At 70.5% G+C, this 15,366-nt stretch carries 15 protein-coding genes; 8 read left to right on the forward strand and 7 right to left on the reverse strand.

The window, feature by feature from the left end:
- Window positions 1-120: 120 nt before the first annotated feature.
- The 8 genes from M2271_RS06495 to soxR all read left to right on the forward strand — a co-directional run bounded on the left by M2271_RS06495 (window position 121) and on the right by soxR (window position 7,985).
- On the forward strand, window positions 121-1,068 hold the full coding sequence (locus M2271_RS06495; RefSeq protein ID WP_280886126.1) for a zinc-binding dehydrogenase: 948 nt from the start codon (window positions 121-123) through the stop codon (window positions 1,066-1,068).
- A gap of 375 nt (window positions 1,069-1,443) precedes the next feature.
- Window positions 1,444-2,061, forward strand: coding sequence for a hypothetical protein (locus tag M2271_RS06500; protein ID WP_280886127.1), 618 nt, complete (start codon window positions 1,444-1,446; stop codon window positions 2,059-2,061).
- 348 nt (window positions 2,062-2,409) lie between these two features.
- Window positions 2,410-3,165, forward strand: coding sequence for an AfsR/SARP family transcriptional regulator (locus M2271_RS06505; RefSeq protein WP_280886128.1), 756 nt, complete (start codon window positions 2,410-2,412; stop codon window positions 3,163-3,165).
- 729 nt (window positions 3,166-3,894) lie between these two features.
- A complete protein-coding gene (locus M2271_RS06510) occupies window positions 3,895-4,956 on the forward strand; it encodes a glucose-1-phosphate thymidylyltransferase (RefSeq protein ID WP_280886129.1) in 1,062 nt (353 codons plus the stop codon).
- Window positions 4,953-5,918, forward strand: coding sequence for a dTDP-glucose 4,6-dehydratase (gene rfbB, locus M2271_RS06515; protein WP_280886130.1), 966 nt, complete (start codon window positions 4,953-4,955; stop codon window positions 5,916-5,918). The genes M2271_RS06510 and rfbB overlap by 4 nt, the downstream gene beginning before the upstream one ends.
- A gap of 386 nt (window positions 5,919-6,304) precedes the next feature.
- Window positions 6,305-6,631, forward strand: coding sequence for a hypothetical protein (locus tag M2271_RS06520; protein ID WP_280886131.1), 327 nt, complete (start codon window positions 6,305-6,307; stop codon window positions 6,629-6,631).
- 183 nt (window positions 6,632-6,814) lie between these two features.
- Window positions 6,815-7,441 (forward strand): DsbA family oxidoreductase, encoded by a 627-nt coding sequence (locus M2271_RS06525; protein ID WP_280886132.1) that lies wholly within the window; start codon window positions 6,815-6,817, stop codon window positions 7,439-7,441.
- Window position 7,442: 1 nt separating this feature from the next.
- Window positions 7,443-7,985 carry a redox-sensitive transcriptional activator SoxR gene (gene soxR / locus M2271_RS06530; RefSeq protein ID WP_280886133.1) on the forward strand — a complete coding sequence of 181 codons (543 nt, stop codon included), beginning with the start codon at window positions 7,443-7,445 and terminating at the stop codon, window positions 7,983-7,985.
- Between the two features lie 97 nt (window positions 7,986-8,082).
- On the opposite strand, the gene M2271_RS06535 is transcribed toward soxR, so the two are convergent.
- The 7 genes from M2271_RS06535 to M2271_RS06565 form a co-directional block, all read right to left on the reverse strand.
- A complete protein-coding gene (locus M2271_RS06535) occupies window positions 8,083-9,231 on the reverse strand; it encodes a hydrolase (protein WP_280886134.1) in 1,149 nt (382 codons plus the stop codon).
- 224 nt (window positions 9,232-9,455) lie between these two features.
- Window positions 9,456-10,427, reverse strand: coding sequence for a Gfo/Idh/MocA family oxidoreductase (locus M2271_RS06540; protein WP_280886135.1), 972 nt, complete (start codon window positions 10,425-10,427; stop codon window positions 9,456-9,458).
- Window positions 10,424-11,752, reverse strand: a complete 1,329-nt coding sequence (locus M2271_RS06545; protein WP_280886136.1) for an NDP-hexose 2,3-dehydratase family protein — start codon at window positions 11,750-11,752, stop codon at window positions 10,424-10,426. The genes M2271_RS06540 and M2271_RS06545 overlap by 4 nt, the downstream gene beginning before the upstream one ends.
- The gene (locus M2271_RS06550; RefSeq protein WP_280886137.1) at window positions 11,752-12,594 is read right to left on the reverse strand and encodes a DUF6081 family protein; all 843 of its coding nucleotides are present in this window, start codon (window positions 12,592-12,594) and stop codon (window positions 11,752-11,754) included. Before M2271_RS06550 ends, M2271_RS06545 begins: the two co-directional genes overlap by 1 nt.
- Before the next feature lie 162 nt (window positions 12,595-12,756).
- Window positions 12,757-13,773 (reverse strand): LLM class flavin-dependent oxidoreductase, encoded by a 1,017-nt coding sequence (locus M2271_RS06555; RefSeq protein ID WP_280886138.1) that lies wholly within the window; start codon window positions 13,771-13,773, stop codon window positions 12,757-12,759.
- Between the two features lie 34 nt (window positions 13,774-13,807).
- Window positions 13,808-14,548: an SDR family oxidoreductase gene (locus tag M2271_RS06560; RefSeq protein ID WP_280886139.1), complete on the reverse strand. Its 741-nt coding sequence runs from the start codon at window positions 14,546-14,548 to the stop codon at window positions 13,808-13,810.
- A complete protein-coding gene (locus M2271_RS06565; protein WP_280886140.1) occupies window positions 14,548-15,351 on the reverse strand; it encodes an SDR family NAD(P)-dependent oxidoreductase in 804 nt (267 codons plus the stop codon). Before M2271_RS06565 ends, M2271_RS06560 begins: the two co-directional genes overlap by 1 nt.
- Between the last annotated feature and the right edge of the window lie 15 nt (window positions 15,352-15,366).

Consider the following 15,366-nt stretch of genomic DNA (forward strand, 5'->3'; position numbering starts at 1 on the left):
GCACCGGCCGGCGCTCACGAGCTGTCCGCGCGGATGTCCGGACCGGGGCGGCGCGCTGATCCACGCCTTGACATGCAGTGCACTTGAGGTTGCACGCTTACGCGCATGCATGCTGTGTGGATGAAAGAATACGGTCCCCCCGAGGTGCTGGTGGCCGGGGAGGCGCCGGACCCCGTCGCCGGCGAGGGACAGGTGGTCGTCGAAGTAGCCTTCGCCAACATCACCTTCGTCGAGACCCAGATCCGGTCCGGGTCCTTACGGATTCCGGGCGCGGCCGCCGATCTGCCGACCATCCCCGGAAACGGAGTGGGGGGCACCGTCCGATCCGTCGGACCCGGCGTCGACCCCGGACTGGTGGGCAAGCGGGTGGTGACCGGTACCGGAGGATCCGGCGGCTACGCCGAGCAGGTGTCCGTCCCGGCGGCCGGCGTCATCGAGGTCCCCGACGGTCTGCCCCTGGACACGGCGGTGGCACTGCTCGCCGACGGACGGACAGCGACAGCCCTGTACCGCTCGGCCGCGCCACGCGCCGGCGAGCGGGTGCTGATCGAGGCCGCTGCGGGCGGAGTGGGATCGTTGCTCGTCCAGCTGGTGACCCTGGCTGAAGCCACAGCCGTGGCGACCGCAGGCGCGCCCCACAAACTGGACCAAGCCCGCGAACTCGGCGCCCAGTTCGCGTTCGACTACACGAAGCCGGACTGGGCCACGCAGGTGCGGGAGACGGTCGGTGAGATCGACGTCGTCTTCGACGGCGTTGGCGGGGACATCGGCCGCGCGGCTTTTGAACTGCTGGCTCCCGGCGGTCGCATGTTCAGTTTCGGTATGGCCGCCGGAGCCTTCCCGGAGATCGACGAGGCCGAGGTGGTCGCCCGCGGCGTGACGGTACGCCGCGGCGTACCTGTCACACCGGACCAGGCGCGGGCGCTCACCACGAGCGCTTTGGAGGAGGCCGCGGCCGGAAACCTGCGGCCGGTCATCGGGCAGCGGTTCGCGCTCGATGAGGCAAGGCGGGCACACGCGGCGATCGAGGGGCGAGCGACGCTCGGTAAGACGCTGCTCGTACCCTGACACGACCTCACAGCCGGTGCCGGGGGCTTTCCTTCCAAGCCCCCGGCACCGGCTGTGGCCGCAGGTACGGGCACGGGTGCGCCGCAGCGGCTCAACCGCTGCCGGCGTCAGCCCCACGGCTGCCGACGCGATGGCGGGGCATTGCCCGGGCGCACCCTCGCTGAAGATCGTTCCCGCACCGCCAGGCCGAAGGCACCGTGAATGCAGGGCGTCTGCCCTGGGAAAACGGCCCTTCCTCGAGTGAAGCTCAAGCCCCGTTCCATCCCGACCGACCATTTTGTAGCTCGTGCGACTCAAGGGATGTCAGTTCTCAAGTACTGGCATTCCGGGAACCGAGTCGGCCCAGACCGAGCCAGATGAGGACGGGAAACGATCATGATCACAGCGAGTCATGCGCGAAGGGCGGTCGTCGCGGCGGTCGCGGTAACGGCCACGGCGCTGATAACCACCGGGGGCTCAGCCGCGGCGGACACGACCGCGGCCAACCCATACGTCTGCCAGATCAACGCGACACCCGGGCTGCCCTATTCACTGGGATTCACGTCCTCGGCGCCGGCGCAGGTGAAGAAGAACCGGAACTTCACGGTGAAGGTCACGCCTGACGCGATCACGCCCAACCCGGTGCACAACGACTACTCCTACGACCTCACCCTGAAACTGCGGCTGCCGAGCAACGCCCGCCTGGTCTCCTACCACCTCACCGGCGGCGACACCGCCGTGACGTCCCACGTCTACGGTGACGATCTTGTCCTGGAGGCGGCCGGTCCCTTCCCGGCCAAAGCCCCGTTCCAACTCCCCACGGTCGGACTGACCCTCAACGCGGCCGACGCGGGCGTGGTGACGACTTCTCCGGGCGGCACCGGGTACGACGACTACGGATTCGGCTGGGATTTCGTGCCCTCGGCCGAGGAAGCCCCGCACGTACCGAACCCGAGCAAACTGCGCTGCTACCCGAACCCGGCGCGGCCGATCACCGTGACCACCGTCGCCTGACAACGGAACAGCCCGTTTGACACCGCTGGTAGGGCCCGCGCTGGTTTTGGCGGGCCCTACCTCGAGGCGAGATCGGGCCAGGTGCGAGTGTGCGACAACGGCCGAAGCCACGGCTACGACTCGCGGCCTCGAACCGGGATGGCATTCTGCGACAACACGGCGCCAGAAGCGCCATGTGTTCGGCACGCCTGACCGCTGACTCTGGTCGGGAGGCGCGCCGGACGGTTCCTGGTGGAGGCATGTCGTGATGAGTACGGCATTCAGCTTTTTTTACTGAATTGCTTGGGGGATTTTATGGATTTAGACGTTCCCATGAATATAAGGATCCTTGGGCCACTCACTGTGCACATGAACGGGCAATCGATCGTCCCTAGTGCGGCAAAGCCGCGGCAACTGCTCGCACTGCTGGCCATCAGAGCGGAAAGCGTGGTCACTGTTCCCACGCTCATGGATGAGGTGTGGGGTGACGCGATACCGAAGAGCTCGGCCACCACGTTGCAGACCTACATCCTTCATTTACGCCGCATGATACGCACGGCGCTGCGTGAGACGCAGGAGGGCGTGGGCCCGGAGCAAGGTGGTGAGGCCAAGGAGATCCTCGCCACGTGTCTGGGCGGCTACCGCCTGGCCGCCTGCCCGCGGAACAGTGACGTGAGCGAGTTCCAGTCGCTGGCTTCGCGGGGCTCTCACGCACTGGAGACAGGTGATGCCCGCACCGCGTCCGCGGTATTGGGCCGGGCACTGGCGTTGTGGCACGGTCCGGCACTGGTGGACGTACCGGTCGGGCGGGTCCTGAGCGTGGAAGTGCTCGGACTGGAGGAACAGCGCACCCGCGTGCTGGAGCAGCGCATCGAGGCAGATCTACAGCTCGGACGGCACGCGTCGCTCCTGGCGGAGTTGCGCATGCTGGTCGCCAGGCACCCTATGAACGAGAACCTGGCAGGACAGCTTATGAGGGCGCTGTACTGGTCGGGCGGCGCCTGGCGGGCTTTCGAGACCTACCAGCTCCTGCGAAGAACGCTCGTGGAAGAGCTCGGAGTGGAGCCTTCCCGCCGTCTGCAGCGACTGCACCAGGAAATGCTCTGCGGCGGCCCGGAGACCTAGACCTGGATATTCAGCGGAATTGGGCGACTTGACACCCCGATGGCAGAGAGATGCCGCTGACCTGTAAGGACGCGAGTGTCTTCGTCGTATCCGCTGCAAGAATCAGGGCACCAATTCCCGGCGGCACCGGAAGAAACTGGCCACCTTCGAGAAGAAGGCCAGCCGGCCGCTGCCGGGATTCATTCGCAGTGTATCGGGCTTCAGGACTCCGCTGAGGAATACGTGATTCGAGCAGGGGGCGGATGGGGCGATCTCCCGGCTCGGAGCGACTGGGCAGCGCGCGGACGCGTGCACTGTTCGAGGCCACCGCGAAGCCGACGGTTCCAGCCGGTCATGATGAGGTGTTCTGGCGTGCCCTGCGCAAGTCGTCGTGGACGGCACGGTGTTCGACGTGCCCGCCGGCACGGACGACGCCGCGGCCTTCGATACCCCAGCCGGCGGGGTGTTGTCGCAGGCCCGCCTGGTCGCCCCCGCGGTGCGCGGCGGCATGGCCCTGATCGGGCCGCCTTCGGCTGCATCGAGGTCGGCGAACGCACCCTGTTCGAGCGGCTGCTGGGCAAACGGACCGAGGGCATGCTGCTGCCGGCCGACCGGGGCTTCCCCCTCCGCCCGCCCCTGCTCGTCACCACGTTTCCGCGGGTCCACCTGGATTGGACCGGCCCTCTAGGCCGGCTTCCCAGAATGTCCTGTGACCAACGCCCGGGACGAAGGCGCAAGTGAAGGATTGCCATGAAGGCGCTGATTCTGTCCGGAGGAGTGGGGACCAGGCTGCGTCCCTTCACCTATTCCATGCCCAAACAATTGGTACCCGTCGCCAACAAGCCGATATTGGTGCACTGTCTGGAAAACATCCGAGTGATCGGTGTCAAGGACGTGGCCATCGTTGTCGGCGACCGCGCGCAGGAAATCCGCGCGGTTGTCGGGGACGGCTCCGCGTACGGCCTGAACGTCAGCTATATCCAGCAGGAGGCGCCGCTCGGCCTCGCCCACTGTGTCTCCATCGCGGAGGATTTCCTCGGCGACGACGACTTCGTGATGTACCTGGGCGACAACGTCCTCGCGGAGGGGATCGCGGAGTCCGCCCGATCGTTCGCCGCGGATCGGCCCGCCGCCCAGCTGCTGCTCACCAAGGTGGCGGACCCGAGCGCCTACGGCGTCGCGGAGGTGGACGCAGAAGGCCGCGTCCTCGCTCTGGCCGAGAAGCCGCAGCGGCCGAGCAGCGACCTGGCGGTGATCGGGGTGTACTTCTTCACCGCCGCAGTGCACGACGCGGTCCGGGCCATCGGCCCCAGTGCCCGCGGCGAACTGGAGATCACCGACGCCGTCCAGTACCTGGTGGAACGCGGCGACCGCGTCGTCGGCCATGAGTACGCCGGCTACTGGAAGGACACCGGCAGCCCCGAAGATCTGCTGGACTGCAACCGGGTGCTGCTCGACAGGCTCAGCCACGGAATACGCGGTGAGATCGACGCGGCCAGCACCGTCGAGGGGCCGGTGGTGGTCGAGGCCGGGGCCGTCGTGCGGCGCTCGCGTCTCGTCGGGCCGCTGGTCATCGGCGCGGGCAGCGTCGTACAAGACAGCGAGCTCGGCCCCGGTACCGCCCTCGGCCGCGACTGCGTACTGGAGGACGCCGGGATCCGTCACTCCATCCTCCTCGACGGGGCGTCGATCCGGGGCGTGCGGGGCCTGTACGGCTCACTCGTCGGACGCTCGTCCACCGTACGCGCCGGAGGTTCGGCCGGCCTCCGGCTCATCATCGGCGACCACACCCGGGCGGAGGTGACGGCATGAGGATCCTGGTCACCGGCGCCGCCGGTTTCATCGGCTCCCACTACGTCCGTGAGGTCCTCGCGGGCAGGTACCCGGAATCCGACGACATCCGCGTCACGGTCGTCGACCGGCTTACCTACGCGGGCCGGCGTGACAACCTGCCGGCCGTGCACGAACAGCTCGACTTCGTGCAGGGTGACATCTGCGACCGAGACCTCCTCGACCGGCTGCTCCCTGGCCACGAGGCCGTGGTGCACTTCGCGGCCGAGTCCCACGTGGACCGCTCACTCACCGACCCGGGCGAGTTCATGCGTACCAACGTCATGGGCACCCAGCAGGTACTCGACGCGGCCCTGCGTGCCGGGGTGGACCGGGTGCTGCACGTCTCCACGGACGAGGTGTACGGATCGGTGGAGAGCGGTACCTGGACCGAGGACAGCCCGCTGCTGCCCAACTCCCCCTACGCCGCGTCCAAGGCGGCAAGCGACCTGGTCGCCCGCGCCTACCACCGCACGCACGGGCTCGATGTCCGCATCACTCGCTGCTCCAACAACTACGGCCCGCACCAGCACCCCGAGAAGCTCCTCCCCCGCTTCATCACCCGGCTGCTGACGGGGCACCAGGTCCCCTTGTACGGCGAAGGACACAACGTGCGCGAGTGGCTGCACGTGGACGACCACTGCCGGGCCCTGCACCTGGTGCTGACCAAGGGGCGCGCGGGCGAGATCTACAACATCGGCGGCGGCAGCGGTATGAGCAATCGCGAGATGACCGGGCGGCTGCTCGAACTCCTGCATACGGGGTGGGAGAGGGTGCGCCACGTCGAGGACCGCCTCGGACACGACTTCCGCTACGCGATCGACGACTCAAAGATCCGTGAAGAGCTGGGCTACGCGCCCCGCTGGTCGATCGAGAGCGGACTGGGTGCGGTCGTGGACTGGTACCGCGACCACCCCGACTTCTGGCGCGACCGGGCCTCCTGACGCCGGGCCGGCCTGGAGGTGTGCCCACCGCACGTCCCGGGCTCCACCAGCCTCACCTCCGACGGCAAGGGGACGGAATTCCGCCGACGAGAACGGAACTCACATGTCCACACCGCGAAGCCGTGCCCGCACCGCGGCCATCGCCGTCCCGCTGGCCCTCACGGGCCTGGTGGCCACCGTTCCCAGCGCCCAGGCCGCACCGGTGAAGACCTATTTCGCTGCCGCGTCGGCACCACGACCGGCCTCGCGTACAGCGGGCACGTCGACGCCGTCGCCGCGGCCACCGTCGGGCCGGGCGCGACCTTCGACGTCACGCTCGATCCGGCCGCGATCACCCCCAACCCCGGCCTACGACCAGGAGGTCAAGAACGTCGCCCTGCGGTTCAATGTGCCGGCCGGGCGCGAAGGTCCTTTCCTACGGGATCGCCGACGGTGGCGCCGCGGGCACGTTGCGGCTGGAAGTGGACGGCACCAAGGCCGTGCTGCGCGCCGCCGGCCCCTACGCGGCGGACACCGCCTTCGATCTGCCGAAGGTCACCGTCAGGCTGAAGGCCCCCGTCAGACGCGGCAGCCTGGAGACGGCCTTCGGCGGCACCTCGCACGACGACCCGGGCTTCAGCTGGAGTTTCATCTCGTCGAACTGGGACGGTGAGGCCCAGCTCGCCTGCTGGCCCGACCAGCCGATCGCGCTGACCAGGACGATAGTCAATTAACCGCCTCACCCGCTCGCTGTCGCGGGTGAGGACGTCGCCACGACGCACACATGCCGCGCCGGCCGGCCCCTCCGCGGGACGGCCGGCGCGGTCGCGCTTGACCTCCAGTGCGGTTGAGGTTGCAGGCTGGAGGAGGACGACGCGGAAGTGGGGAGACAGACGCGGAGTGGGGAGACAACAGCAGTGAAGATCGAGATCTGGTCCGACATCATGTGCCCGTGGTGTTACATCGGCAAGGCGCGCCTCGACAGGGCGATCGAGCGGTTCGACGGCCGCGACGATGTCGAGGTGGTGTGGCGCAGCTTCGAGCTCCGTCCGGAACAGCCCAGGACACCCGGTGCCTCGCTCGGTGAGATGATGCGGAGGAACCTCGGACTCGCGCCGGGGGATACGGTCGCTCTGTTCGAGAAGATCCGTGTCCTCGGTGAGGCCGAGGGCCTGGACATCCGGCTGACCGACGTACGCCCCGTGAGCTCCTTCGACGCGCAGCGCCTGGTGCACCTCGCCGCGGGGAGCGGCCTCGCGCACCGGCTGAAGAGCGAACTGTTCAAGGCGTACCTGACGGAAAACCAGAACGTGGCCGACCATGGCGTCCTGTCGCGCACCGCGACCGGCGCGGGGCTCGAAGCCGGCGCTGTCGAGGCGGTGCTGGCGGGAGATGCCTACGCCCAGGACGTTCGTGAGGACGAGGCTGCCGCTGTCCGGCGCGGGGTCACCAGTGTGCCGACCATCTTCGTGGACGGCACGCGGATCGCCGTCGGCGTCCCCTCGGTCGAGGAGATCCACTCGGCTCTGGTGGAGGCCGGCTGACATGACTGTGGCCCGTCCCGCGTACAACGTCACCGAGCTCACCGTCGGACAGCTGTCGGCGCGCAGCGGCGTCGCCATCACGACGCTGCACTTCTACGAGTCCAAGGGGCTTCTCACAAGCCGCCGTACCTCAGGCAACCAGCGCCGTTACACCCGGGACGCGCTGCGCCGGATCTCAGTGATCCGAGTGGCGCAGCGCGTGGGCATTCCACTGAGTACGATCGGCGACGCGCTGGCCGAGCTGCCCGGGGGGCGTACCCCTGACCGGGCCGACTGGGCCCGCCTGTCGCGGCGCTGGCGCGCGGCCCTCACCGAGCGGATCGACGAGTTGCACGCGCTCCGCGACGGCTTGGAGGACTGTATCGGCTGCGGCTGCCTGTCAGTGAGCGCCTGCCCGCTGACCAACCCGTACGACGAGCTCGGTGAGGAGGGCCCCGGGCCGCGCAGGCTGGGGGGCGGGGTGCAGACCGGGGTGCGGACCGCTCCGGTGGCCGACCCGTGTGGGGGCACGAGCCCGTCCTGCCAGGGCGGCGCCACGGACTGAGGTGTACGGAGTGCGGCGGACCGGGGCTTATGGCGTATGGCGGACCGGGGCACAGGGAGCGAGGGGCCCCGCTCCCTGTGCCCCGGTCCGCCGTGTCTCACTCCGTGTCGCGCGGCGGGGCCGTGGGGTGCAGCTCGCGGGCGTACGACTCGGCGGCCCCTTCGAAGCCCAGGACGACATGGCCTGCCGCGGTGTGCGCGTCCCGCCAGTGGCGCTGGAGCGGTGCGGTCTCCTGGTGGGCGCGGGTGCCCGCGGACGCGAACAGCCGGTCCACGGCGGCCGTGGAGAGCTCGGCGGCGAGTGCGCAGTCCCGGCTGTTGCGGGCCACATCGAGCTCCGTGACCAGACCGCTGTCGGCGGTACGGGCAGCCGACTCCAGGAGCAGCGCCGCCGTGTCGGCCTCGCCGGCGGCGCGGGCGAGGACGACGGCCGCGGCGGTCGTCAGGCCGCTGGAGGCCGATGTGTAGCGGGGTGCGCTCTCCTCGCGCCAGGCGGTCAGCGCCCCGCGTGCGGCGCCCAGCACGGGGGCCGCGAAACATAGCCCGTTGACTGCTTTGAGGGGCACCCGGTGGCAGGGCGCCTCCGCGCCGTCGGCGACTCCGACGACGATGGCATCGCGGGTGAAGGTCAGCTCGTCCGGTACGAACGTCCCGTCGGTCGAGAGCGTGTTGCTGCCGGTGCCGCGCATGCCGACCGACGACCAGGTGGCTTCCGTACGGTAGTCAGCGCGCGGCACCGCGAAGAATCGGGCGACCGGCTTCCTCTCGGTGGTCATCGCGCACACCAGTGCCCAGCACGAGTGGTCCACGACGCTGACGTAGGGCCAGGTGCCGCTGATCCGCCAGCCGCCCTCCTCCCTGCGGGCCCGGCCGAGCGGCATGAGCGCGCCCACGATCAGGGTGTCGGGGTCGTCCGCCCAGAGGCGCTTCTGTCCGGTCTCGGGGAGGTAGGCCGCCATCCGGCCGAGGGAGGCGGTCAGGGACGCGGCCCAGGCAGCCGAGGTGCAGCCCTCGCCGACCACGGACACCGCCCGCACGATCTCCTCGAAGGTTCCGGCGTCGCCGCCGTGCCTTCGGGGCACGAAGTGGCGAGCGAATCCCGCGTCCAGCATGGACCGCACCACCTCCGGCGCAAGTCGGCGGTCGCGCTCGGCGGCCTGTGTCCGCTCCGCCGCGATCTTCGCGACCTCCGTGGCCGCGACCACTACGGCGGCGGTTTCTGTGCGGGACGGGTGCTGTGTCGGCATCCTGGTCAGCTCCTCGTGACAGTGGCTGCGGCTGGTGCTCGGAGCCAGCCTCACGTGGGCCGCTCGAGCGGGACTACAGGGGCCGCCATGGAAGACCGCCGGGCTCCGGCGGCAGCGATTCAGGGGGACTCGGGCACGTTTCGTAACGCCTCCGTGGCATGTCCCGCGACGCTCTCGTGCCGCACGTGCTTGTCCTCGGCGGCAGCGGCTTCGACGGGTGGGCGTCAGACCGTCGTGACGTGGGCCGCCCGGTGGACAGCGTCGACCAACTCGGCCTGGCGGAGCACCGGCGCCTCGTCGCCTTCGCCCCCACGTACGGCACGGGCGAAGGCGGCGACGCGCGCGGCCGCCTGGTCGTGGGCGGGCAGGACGCGATCCTCGGCGCCGTCGGCGTGCTCGATCCGCAGCACCGGACGGTGGCCTGCCGCCGGTGAGTAGGCGCGGTCGAGGGCGAGACTGCCTTCGCTGCCGAGCAGCCGCCAGCCCGCCGTGTAGTGGTGTTCCATGCCGAACACCAGATGGGCGCCGGCTCCGGTGGACGGGGCGTCGAGGTGGGCGCTGCCGCCGAGGTCGACCCCGCGCGCGGAGTCGTGGCGCAGGACGGCGCCGCGCACCTTCAACTCCGGTCCGAGGAGGAGGGAGGCGAGGCGAATCGGGTAGACGCCGATGTCGAGGAGGGCGCCGCCGCCCAGATCGGCGCGGTAGCGGATGTCGGACGCGGGGCGCGGCGGAATGGTGAACGAGGCGTACAGCGACCGGACTTCCCCGATCACGCCCGATGTCACCAGATCCTTTACGGTCGCGTAGGTGTGATGGTGGACGAACAGATGGTTCTCCGCGAGTGCGAGGCCGAGCTCGCGGGCCAGGCCCAGCAGCCGGGCGGTGTCGGCGGCCCGTGTGGTGAGCGGCTTCTCGGCGAGGACGTGTTTGCCCGCGCGCAGGGCGCGTTCGGTCCACCGGGCGTGCAGGGCGGCCGGCAACGGTACGTACACGGCGTCCACATCGGGGCGCTCCAGCAGCGCTTCGTAACCCTCGACGGCCGCGCAGCCGTAGGCCTCGGCGGCGGCACGCGCCTTGTCTGCGCCGCGGCTGGCGATCGCCGTCACCTCGGTATGCGGCGAAGCGGCGAAGGCCGGCAGCATGCGGCGCAGGGCGATGTCGGCACAGCCCATGACGCCGATCCGCACCGTGTTCACCGGTCGGTTCCATGGCCGGGCAGGGTGCGTACGCACGCCAGCAGGGTGCGTGCCTCGACATCGACGAGGTTGCCCACCCGGCCCGCGCGCGTGAGCTGACGCACGGTCACCCAGGTGTAGTCCTCGGGGACATCGGCGTCCACATCGATGTCCGTGCCATCGAGCACGAGGTAACGGTTCTCCGCGTGGTAGAAGCGGCCGCCCTCCTCCGAGTGAACGGTGTCGAACAGCACCTGCTCGGGCCGCGCGGCCAGCACTGCGTCCAGATAGGGCGGGCGCGGTGCGTCGGCGGTCAGGTTGCCCGGGTTGCACTGCACGGTGGGGCCCAGCTCGGCGATGTCGAAGGTGCCCGCCTCGGCGCATGCCCGCACCAGCAGATGGCGCTCCCCGTGGATCTCCTTGCTGACGAAGGCGACGACACCGCGGCCGACCGGCGCCAGCATCGGCTGGGACCAGGAAGCCACCTCGCGGCTGTCGGCCTCGACGTCGACGCCGATGATCCGGAAGTACCGGCCCGTCTCGTGGGCGATCTCGCCGCGCTCGTCGTCCCTGTGCCAGCCGGAGACCTGGCTCAGCGGAATGCTGGCGCGCTCGACGTGTTGGCGCACCTTGGCTCCGGTGAACCAGTGCATCAGCGCCGCGGTGTCGTGCAGCGGCTTGTGCGGTGCCCGCTCCGGCGCCGCCGGCTCGTCCGGCAGCCCGGCGAGTACCGTGCGGGAGTCCATGTTGACGAGGTTGTCGACGCGCAGCAGGTCGGCCATGACCGGCCGCGGCACCCAGCAGAAGTCCTCGTGGACCGGGATGTCCCCGGTGGTCTCGACGACGATGTTGCGGTTGCGCTTGCCCAGGAACCACGAGCCCTGCTCGCTCTGGAGCGCGTCGTAGTGCACGTGGTCCCCGGCGCCCGGCGTGAGGAAATGATCGAGGTAGCGCACCGCGGTGCCCTGGTGCACCCGTGTGTAGTTGCTGAACGTGGCCTGCACGGTCGGCGAGAGCTGAAGGCTGTTGATGTTCCCCGGCTCCATCTTGGCCTGCATCAGCAGGTGCGGTACGCCGTCGAAACGCTTGACCAGTATGCCGAGAATGCCGATCTCCGGCTGTCGGATCAAGGGCTGGGACCAGGCGGGGCCGTCCGGGGCCTGCCGCTGGAACCGCAGTCCCTCGATGGAGAAGAACCGGCCGCTGCGGTGGCGGACGTCTCCGGTCGCCGGGTCGGTGTACCAGCCCTCCAAGGCGTGCAGCGGGGCCTGGGTCACCCGGTAGCGGTGGGCCGCGCCGCGTTCGGCGAACCAGGTGTGGAAGCCGGCCGCGTCGTCGATCCGCATCAGCCTGCCGCCTTCTCGGTGACGGACAGGGCGGCAGCGGACGGCCGGGTGACAGCGGTCGGCGCCGTCGTGTGCGGTGCGCCGCCGAACGGCGTGCTCACGGACAGGGCGCCGACGGTGAGGCGTACGCCCTGGCCGTGCGGCGCGTCGGCGAGCAACACGAGGCCGGGTGCGATCGCCGTCGGCCGCACGGTGCCCAGCGGTCCCGGCGTCCACGCGTCCGCCCGGAGTGGCTCGGGCAGCCCCTTCCCGAGCCGCTCCACGGTGAAGACCTCGGCCCCGTCGAGCAGCCAGCGCGCGACTCCTTCCGCCGCGTCCACGACGAGCGCGCAGTGGTGCGTGTCGGAGGGTACGCGCGAGGCGAGCGGCACGCTGTACGAGAACCCACCGCGCGCCCCGTCGGGGCCGGGGACCCGGCCGTAAAGGGCCCACACCCGGCCGCCCGTCAGTGCGAAGTCCATGATCAGTCCGGTTTCGCGGTCGAGTACGACGAGGGCGCCCGCGCCCTCACCCACCTCGTCGGCCACGGTCCCCGACAGCTCGGCCGAGAGGGTCGCTGCGACGACCAGCGTGGAGCCGCCGGTCGGACAGGCCGGGCCGAAGGCCGCCCATCGCAGATGGTCGGACGGCTCGCCGTCGGGCGGTACGAGGAAGGCGGGACGCCCGGTGCGTGAATCCGCGCCGGTGGGCTCCACCACAAGACCGGCGGCGGTGGCGCGTGCGGTGCCGTCACCGCCGGGGAGGGCGCCGGTGCGCCGCAGCGACCAGGGGGCGTCGGGCCGGGCTTCCGGGTGGCGCACCCGCAGCCCTTCGGTGAAGTCGTCGTGGAACAGGACCGTCATGGTATTTCTCCGGGCGGTGAGCCTTACAGGGACGGGAGGCAGTAGGAGGGAGGAGGGGGATCGGGATGTCGGCGGTCACGGGGCGGGCGGGCGGACCGGCCGCGCGGGCCGCGCAGGGGCACGCACGGGACCACGCCGGGGCAGGAGCAGGACAGGGGCGGCTCAGTCGGCGGTGCCGGAGCGCTCCAGGGCACGGGCCGCCGCGTCGACGATGGCCAGCCGCCCCTCCAGGCCGGTGGCGGCGGCCGACACCATGACCCCGAGGGTGGTCACGCCCGCGTCCGCGTAGGCGCGCATCCGGTCCGCGATCCGGTCGACAGGTCCGATCAGCGCCGTACGGTCGATGAAGCCCAGCGGGAGCGCGGCCCCCGCGCCCGGGCGGTCGCCGGCGCCGAACCGGTCGAGGAAGGTGGCCAGCTCGGCTTCGTACCCCATCGAACGGGCCATCGAGCAGTAGAAGTTGCGGTCGGGGTCGCCGATGCCCATCAGGTAGACGTACTGGCCGCGCAGCAGGTCAGCGGCCTCCAGCGGGGTGTCCGCAACGGCGGTGGGCAGGCTGGGCAGCACTTCGAAATCGCCCAGGTCGTCGGTGCCCCGTCCCTTTCGGATCTGTGCGACGGCTTCCGTAACGGTCTCCGGTGAGGTGAAGACGCCGAGCCAGCCGTCCGCTATCTCACCCGCCAGCCGCAGGTTGAGGGGGCCCACCGCCGCCAGTAACACCGGCAGCCGGCCGGAGCGCCGCTCGGTCAGCAGGTGCAGGGGGGCGGGCCCACCGATGTCGAAGTGGTCGCCCCTGTGGGTCACCGGTTCGCCGTCCAGGGCGCGCCGCACGATGTCGACGTACTCCCGGGTGCGCTCCAGCGGGTGGGCGAACGGCACGCCGTACCAACCGGCCGACACGTCGGGGTTGGACACCCCGAGGCCGAGGCGGAACCGGCCGCCGCTCAGTGAGTCGAGCGTGGCGGCGGTCAGTGCGGCCATGGCCGGTGGGCGGCCCGGGATCTGCATCACGCCGGAGATCAGCGAGATGCGTCTCGTCACCCCCGCGACCAGGCCGAGCACGCTGGCGGCATCGGACCGGTAGCCCTCCGGGGCCAGCACGGCGGCGTAGCCCGACTGCTCGGCGGCGCGGGCGAGTTCGCCCGCGCCCTGATGGACGAGGTTCACAGCGAGCCGCATGGCGGGACTCCTCGGGAGGCAGGGGCGGAACGGGTCACAGGAGGTGGGCGCCGCCGTCCACCAGAAGGACCTGCCCGGTGGTGTACGTGGCGCGGATCAGTCCCAGGACGGCGTCGGCGACGTCCTCCGGCCGGCCCGTCCGACGCAGCGGTGTGGTCTTCCGCACGTGCTCGGCGATCGGAGCGAAGAAGTCGCTGTTCTGCGTCCAGGGCGTCTCGACGAGTCCGGGCGCGACCGCGTTGACCCGCACGGCCGGTCCGACCGTGTTGGCCAGCAGCCGGGTCATGTGCTCGATGGCCGCCTTGCTCACGGCGTACGGGATCGAGCTGCCGGCCGGTCGGCTGCCCGCGATCGAGGACACGTTGACCACGGTGGCGCTGCCGGCGCGGGTCAGGTGCGGCATCGCGGCGACGGTGGTCTGCCAGGTGCCGATCACGTTCAGGTCGAGGATCTCCCGCCACACCTCGGGGGTGGCGGCGGCCAGGTCCGCGTGCGGAACGGCCCGGGTCCGCCCGGCGTTGTTGATCAGGACGTCGAGCCGGCCGTAGTGCTCGACTGCGGTGTCGACCAGGCGACGCGCGTCCGCCTCGGCGGAGACGTCGGCCTGGACGTAGAGCGCGTCGGGCAGCTCGGCTGCGGTCTTCTCGCCGTCCTCCACGGAGCGGGCGGAGTTGACGACGACGCGGTACCCGTCGGCTGCCAGTCGCTGCGCGACGGTCCGCCCGATGCCGGAGGAGGAGCCGGTGACCAGCGCGACCGGCGCGTCCCCGGCCATCAGTAGTTGCCCAGTCCGCCGCAGACGTTCAGCGCCTGCGCGGTGACCGCGGCCGCGTCGTCCGCCACCAGGTACTCGACCATCGCGGCGACCTCGCGGGTCTCCACGTACCGGCCGATCGGCACCCGGTTGGTGATGCGGTCGAAAGTCTCCTTCTCCGTCACCTCCCAGATACCGGCGTAGTGCTCGCGCACCCTCTCGGCCATGGGGGTCTCGACGAAGCCGGGGCACACGGCGTTGACGGTGATGCCCGTACGCGCCAGCTCCAGGCCGAGGGCCTTCGTCAACCCGACGACGCCGTGCTTGGACGCCGAGTACGGCACGGCGTGCACGACGCCCTGCTTGCCGCCTGTGGAGGCGATGTTGATGATGCGGCCACGCTTCTTGGCCAGCATGCCACCGAAGTTGAGGACTTCCTTCGTCATCAGGAAGACACTGGTCAGGTTGGTGTTGATGACGTCGAGCCAGAGTTCGTCGGGGATCTCGGCGGTGGCACCGCCGCCGCTGCGGCCCGCGTTGTTCACCAGGATGTCGACCGTGCCGTAGCGCTGCACGGCGGCCGCCACGAAGGCGCGTATCTGAGCAGGGTCGGCCACGTCGCACACCGTGCCGTCGGCGTCGAAGCCCGCGGTCCGCAGCTCCTTGACCGTCGTCGCCAGCCGCTCCTCGTCCCGCGCGCACAGGAAGGTGCGCGCCCCGAGTGCGGCGAGCCTCCATGCGATCGCCAGGCCGATTCCGCTGGTCGCACCGGTCACCAGCGCCACTGGCTTCGCTGCCGTGGCCGTCGAAGTCGCCGTCGTCATTGCTCGTCTCCCTTG

The sequence above is a fragment of the Streptomyces sp. LBL genome (assembly GCF_029893585.1).
GTDB lineage: Bacteria > Actinomycetota > Actinomycetes > Streptomycetales > Streptomycetaceae > Streptomyces.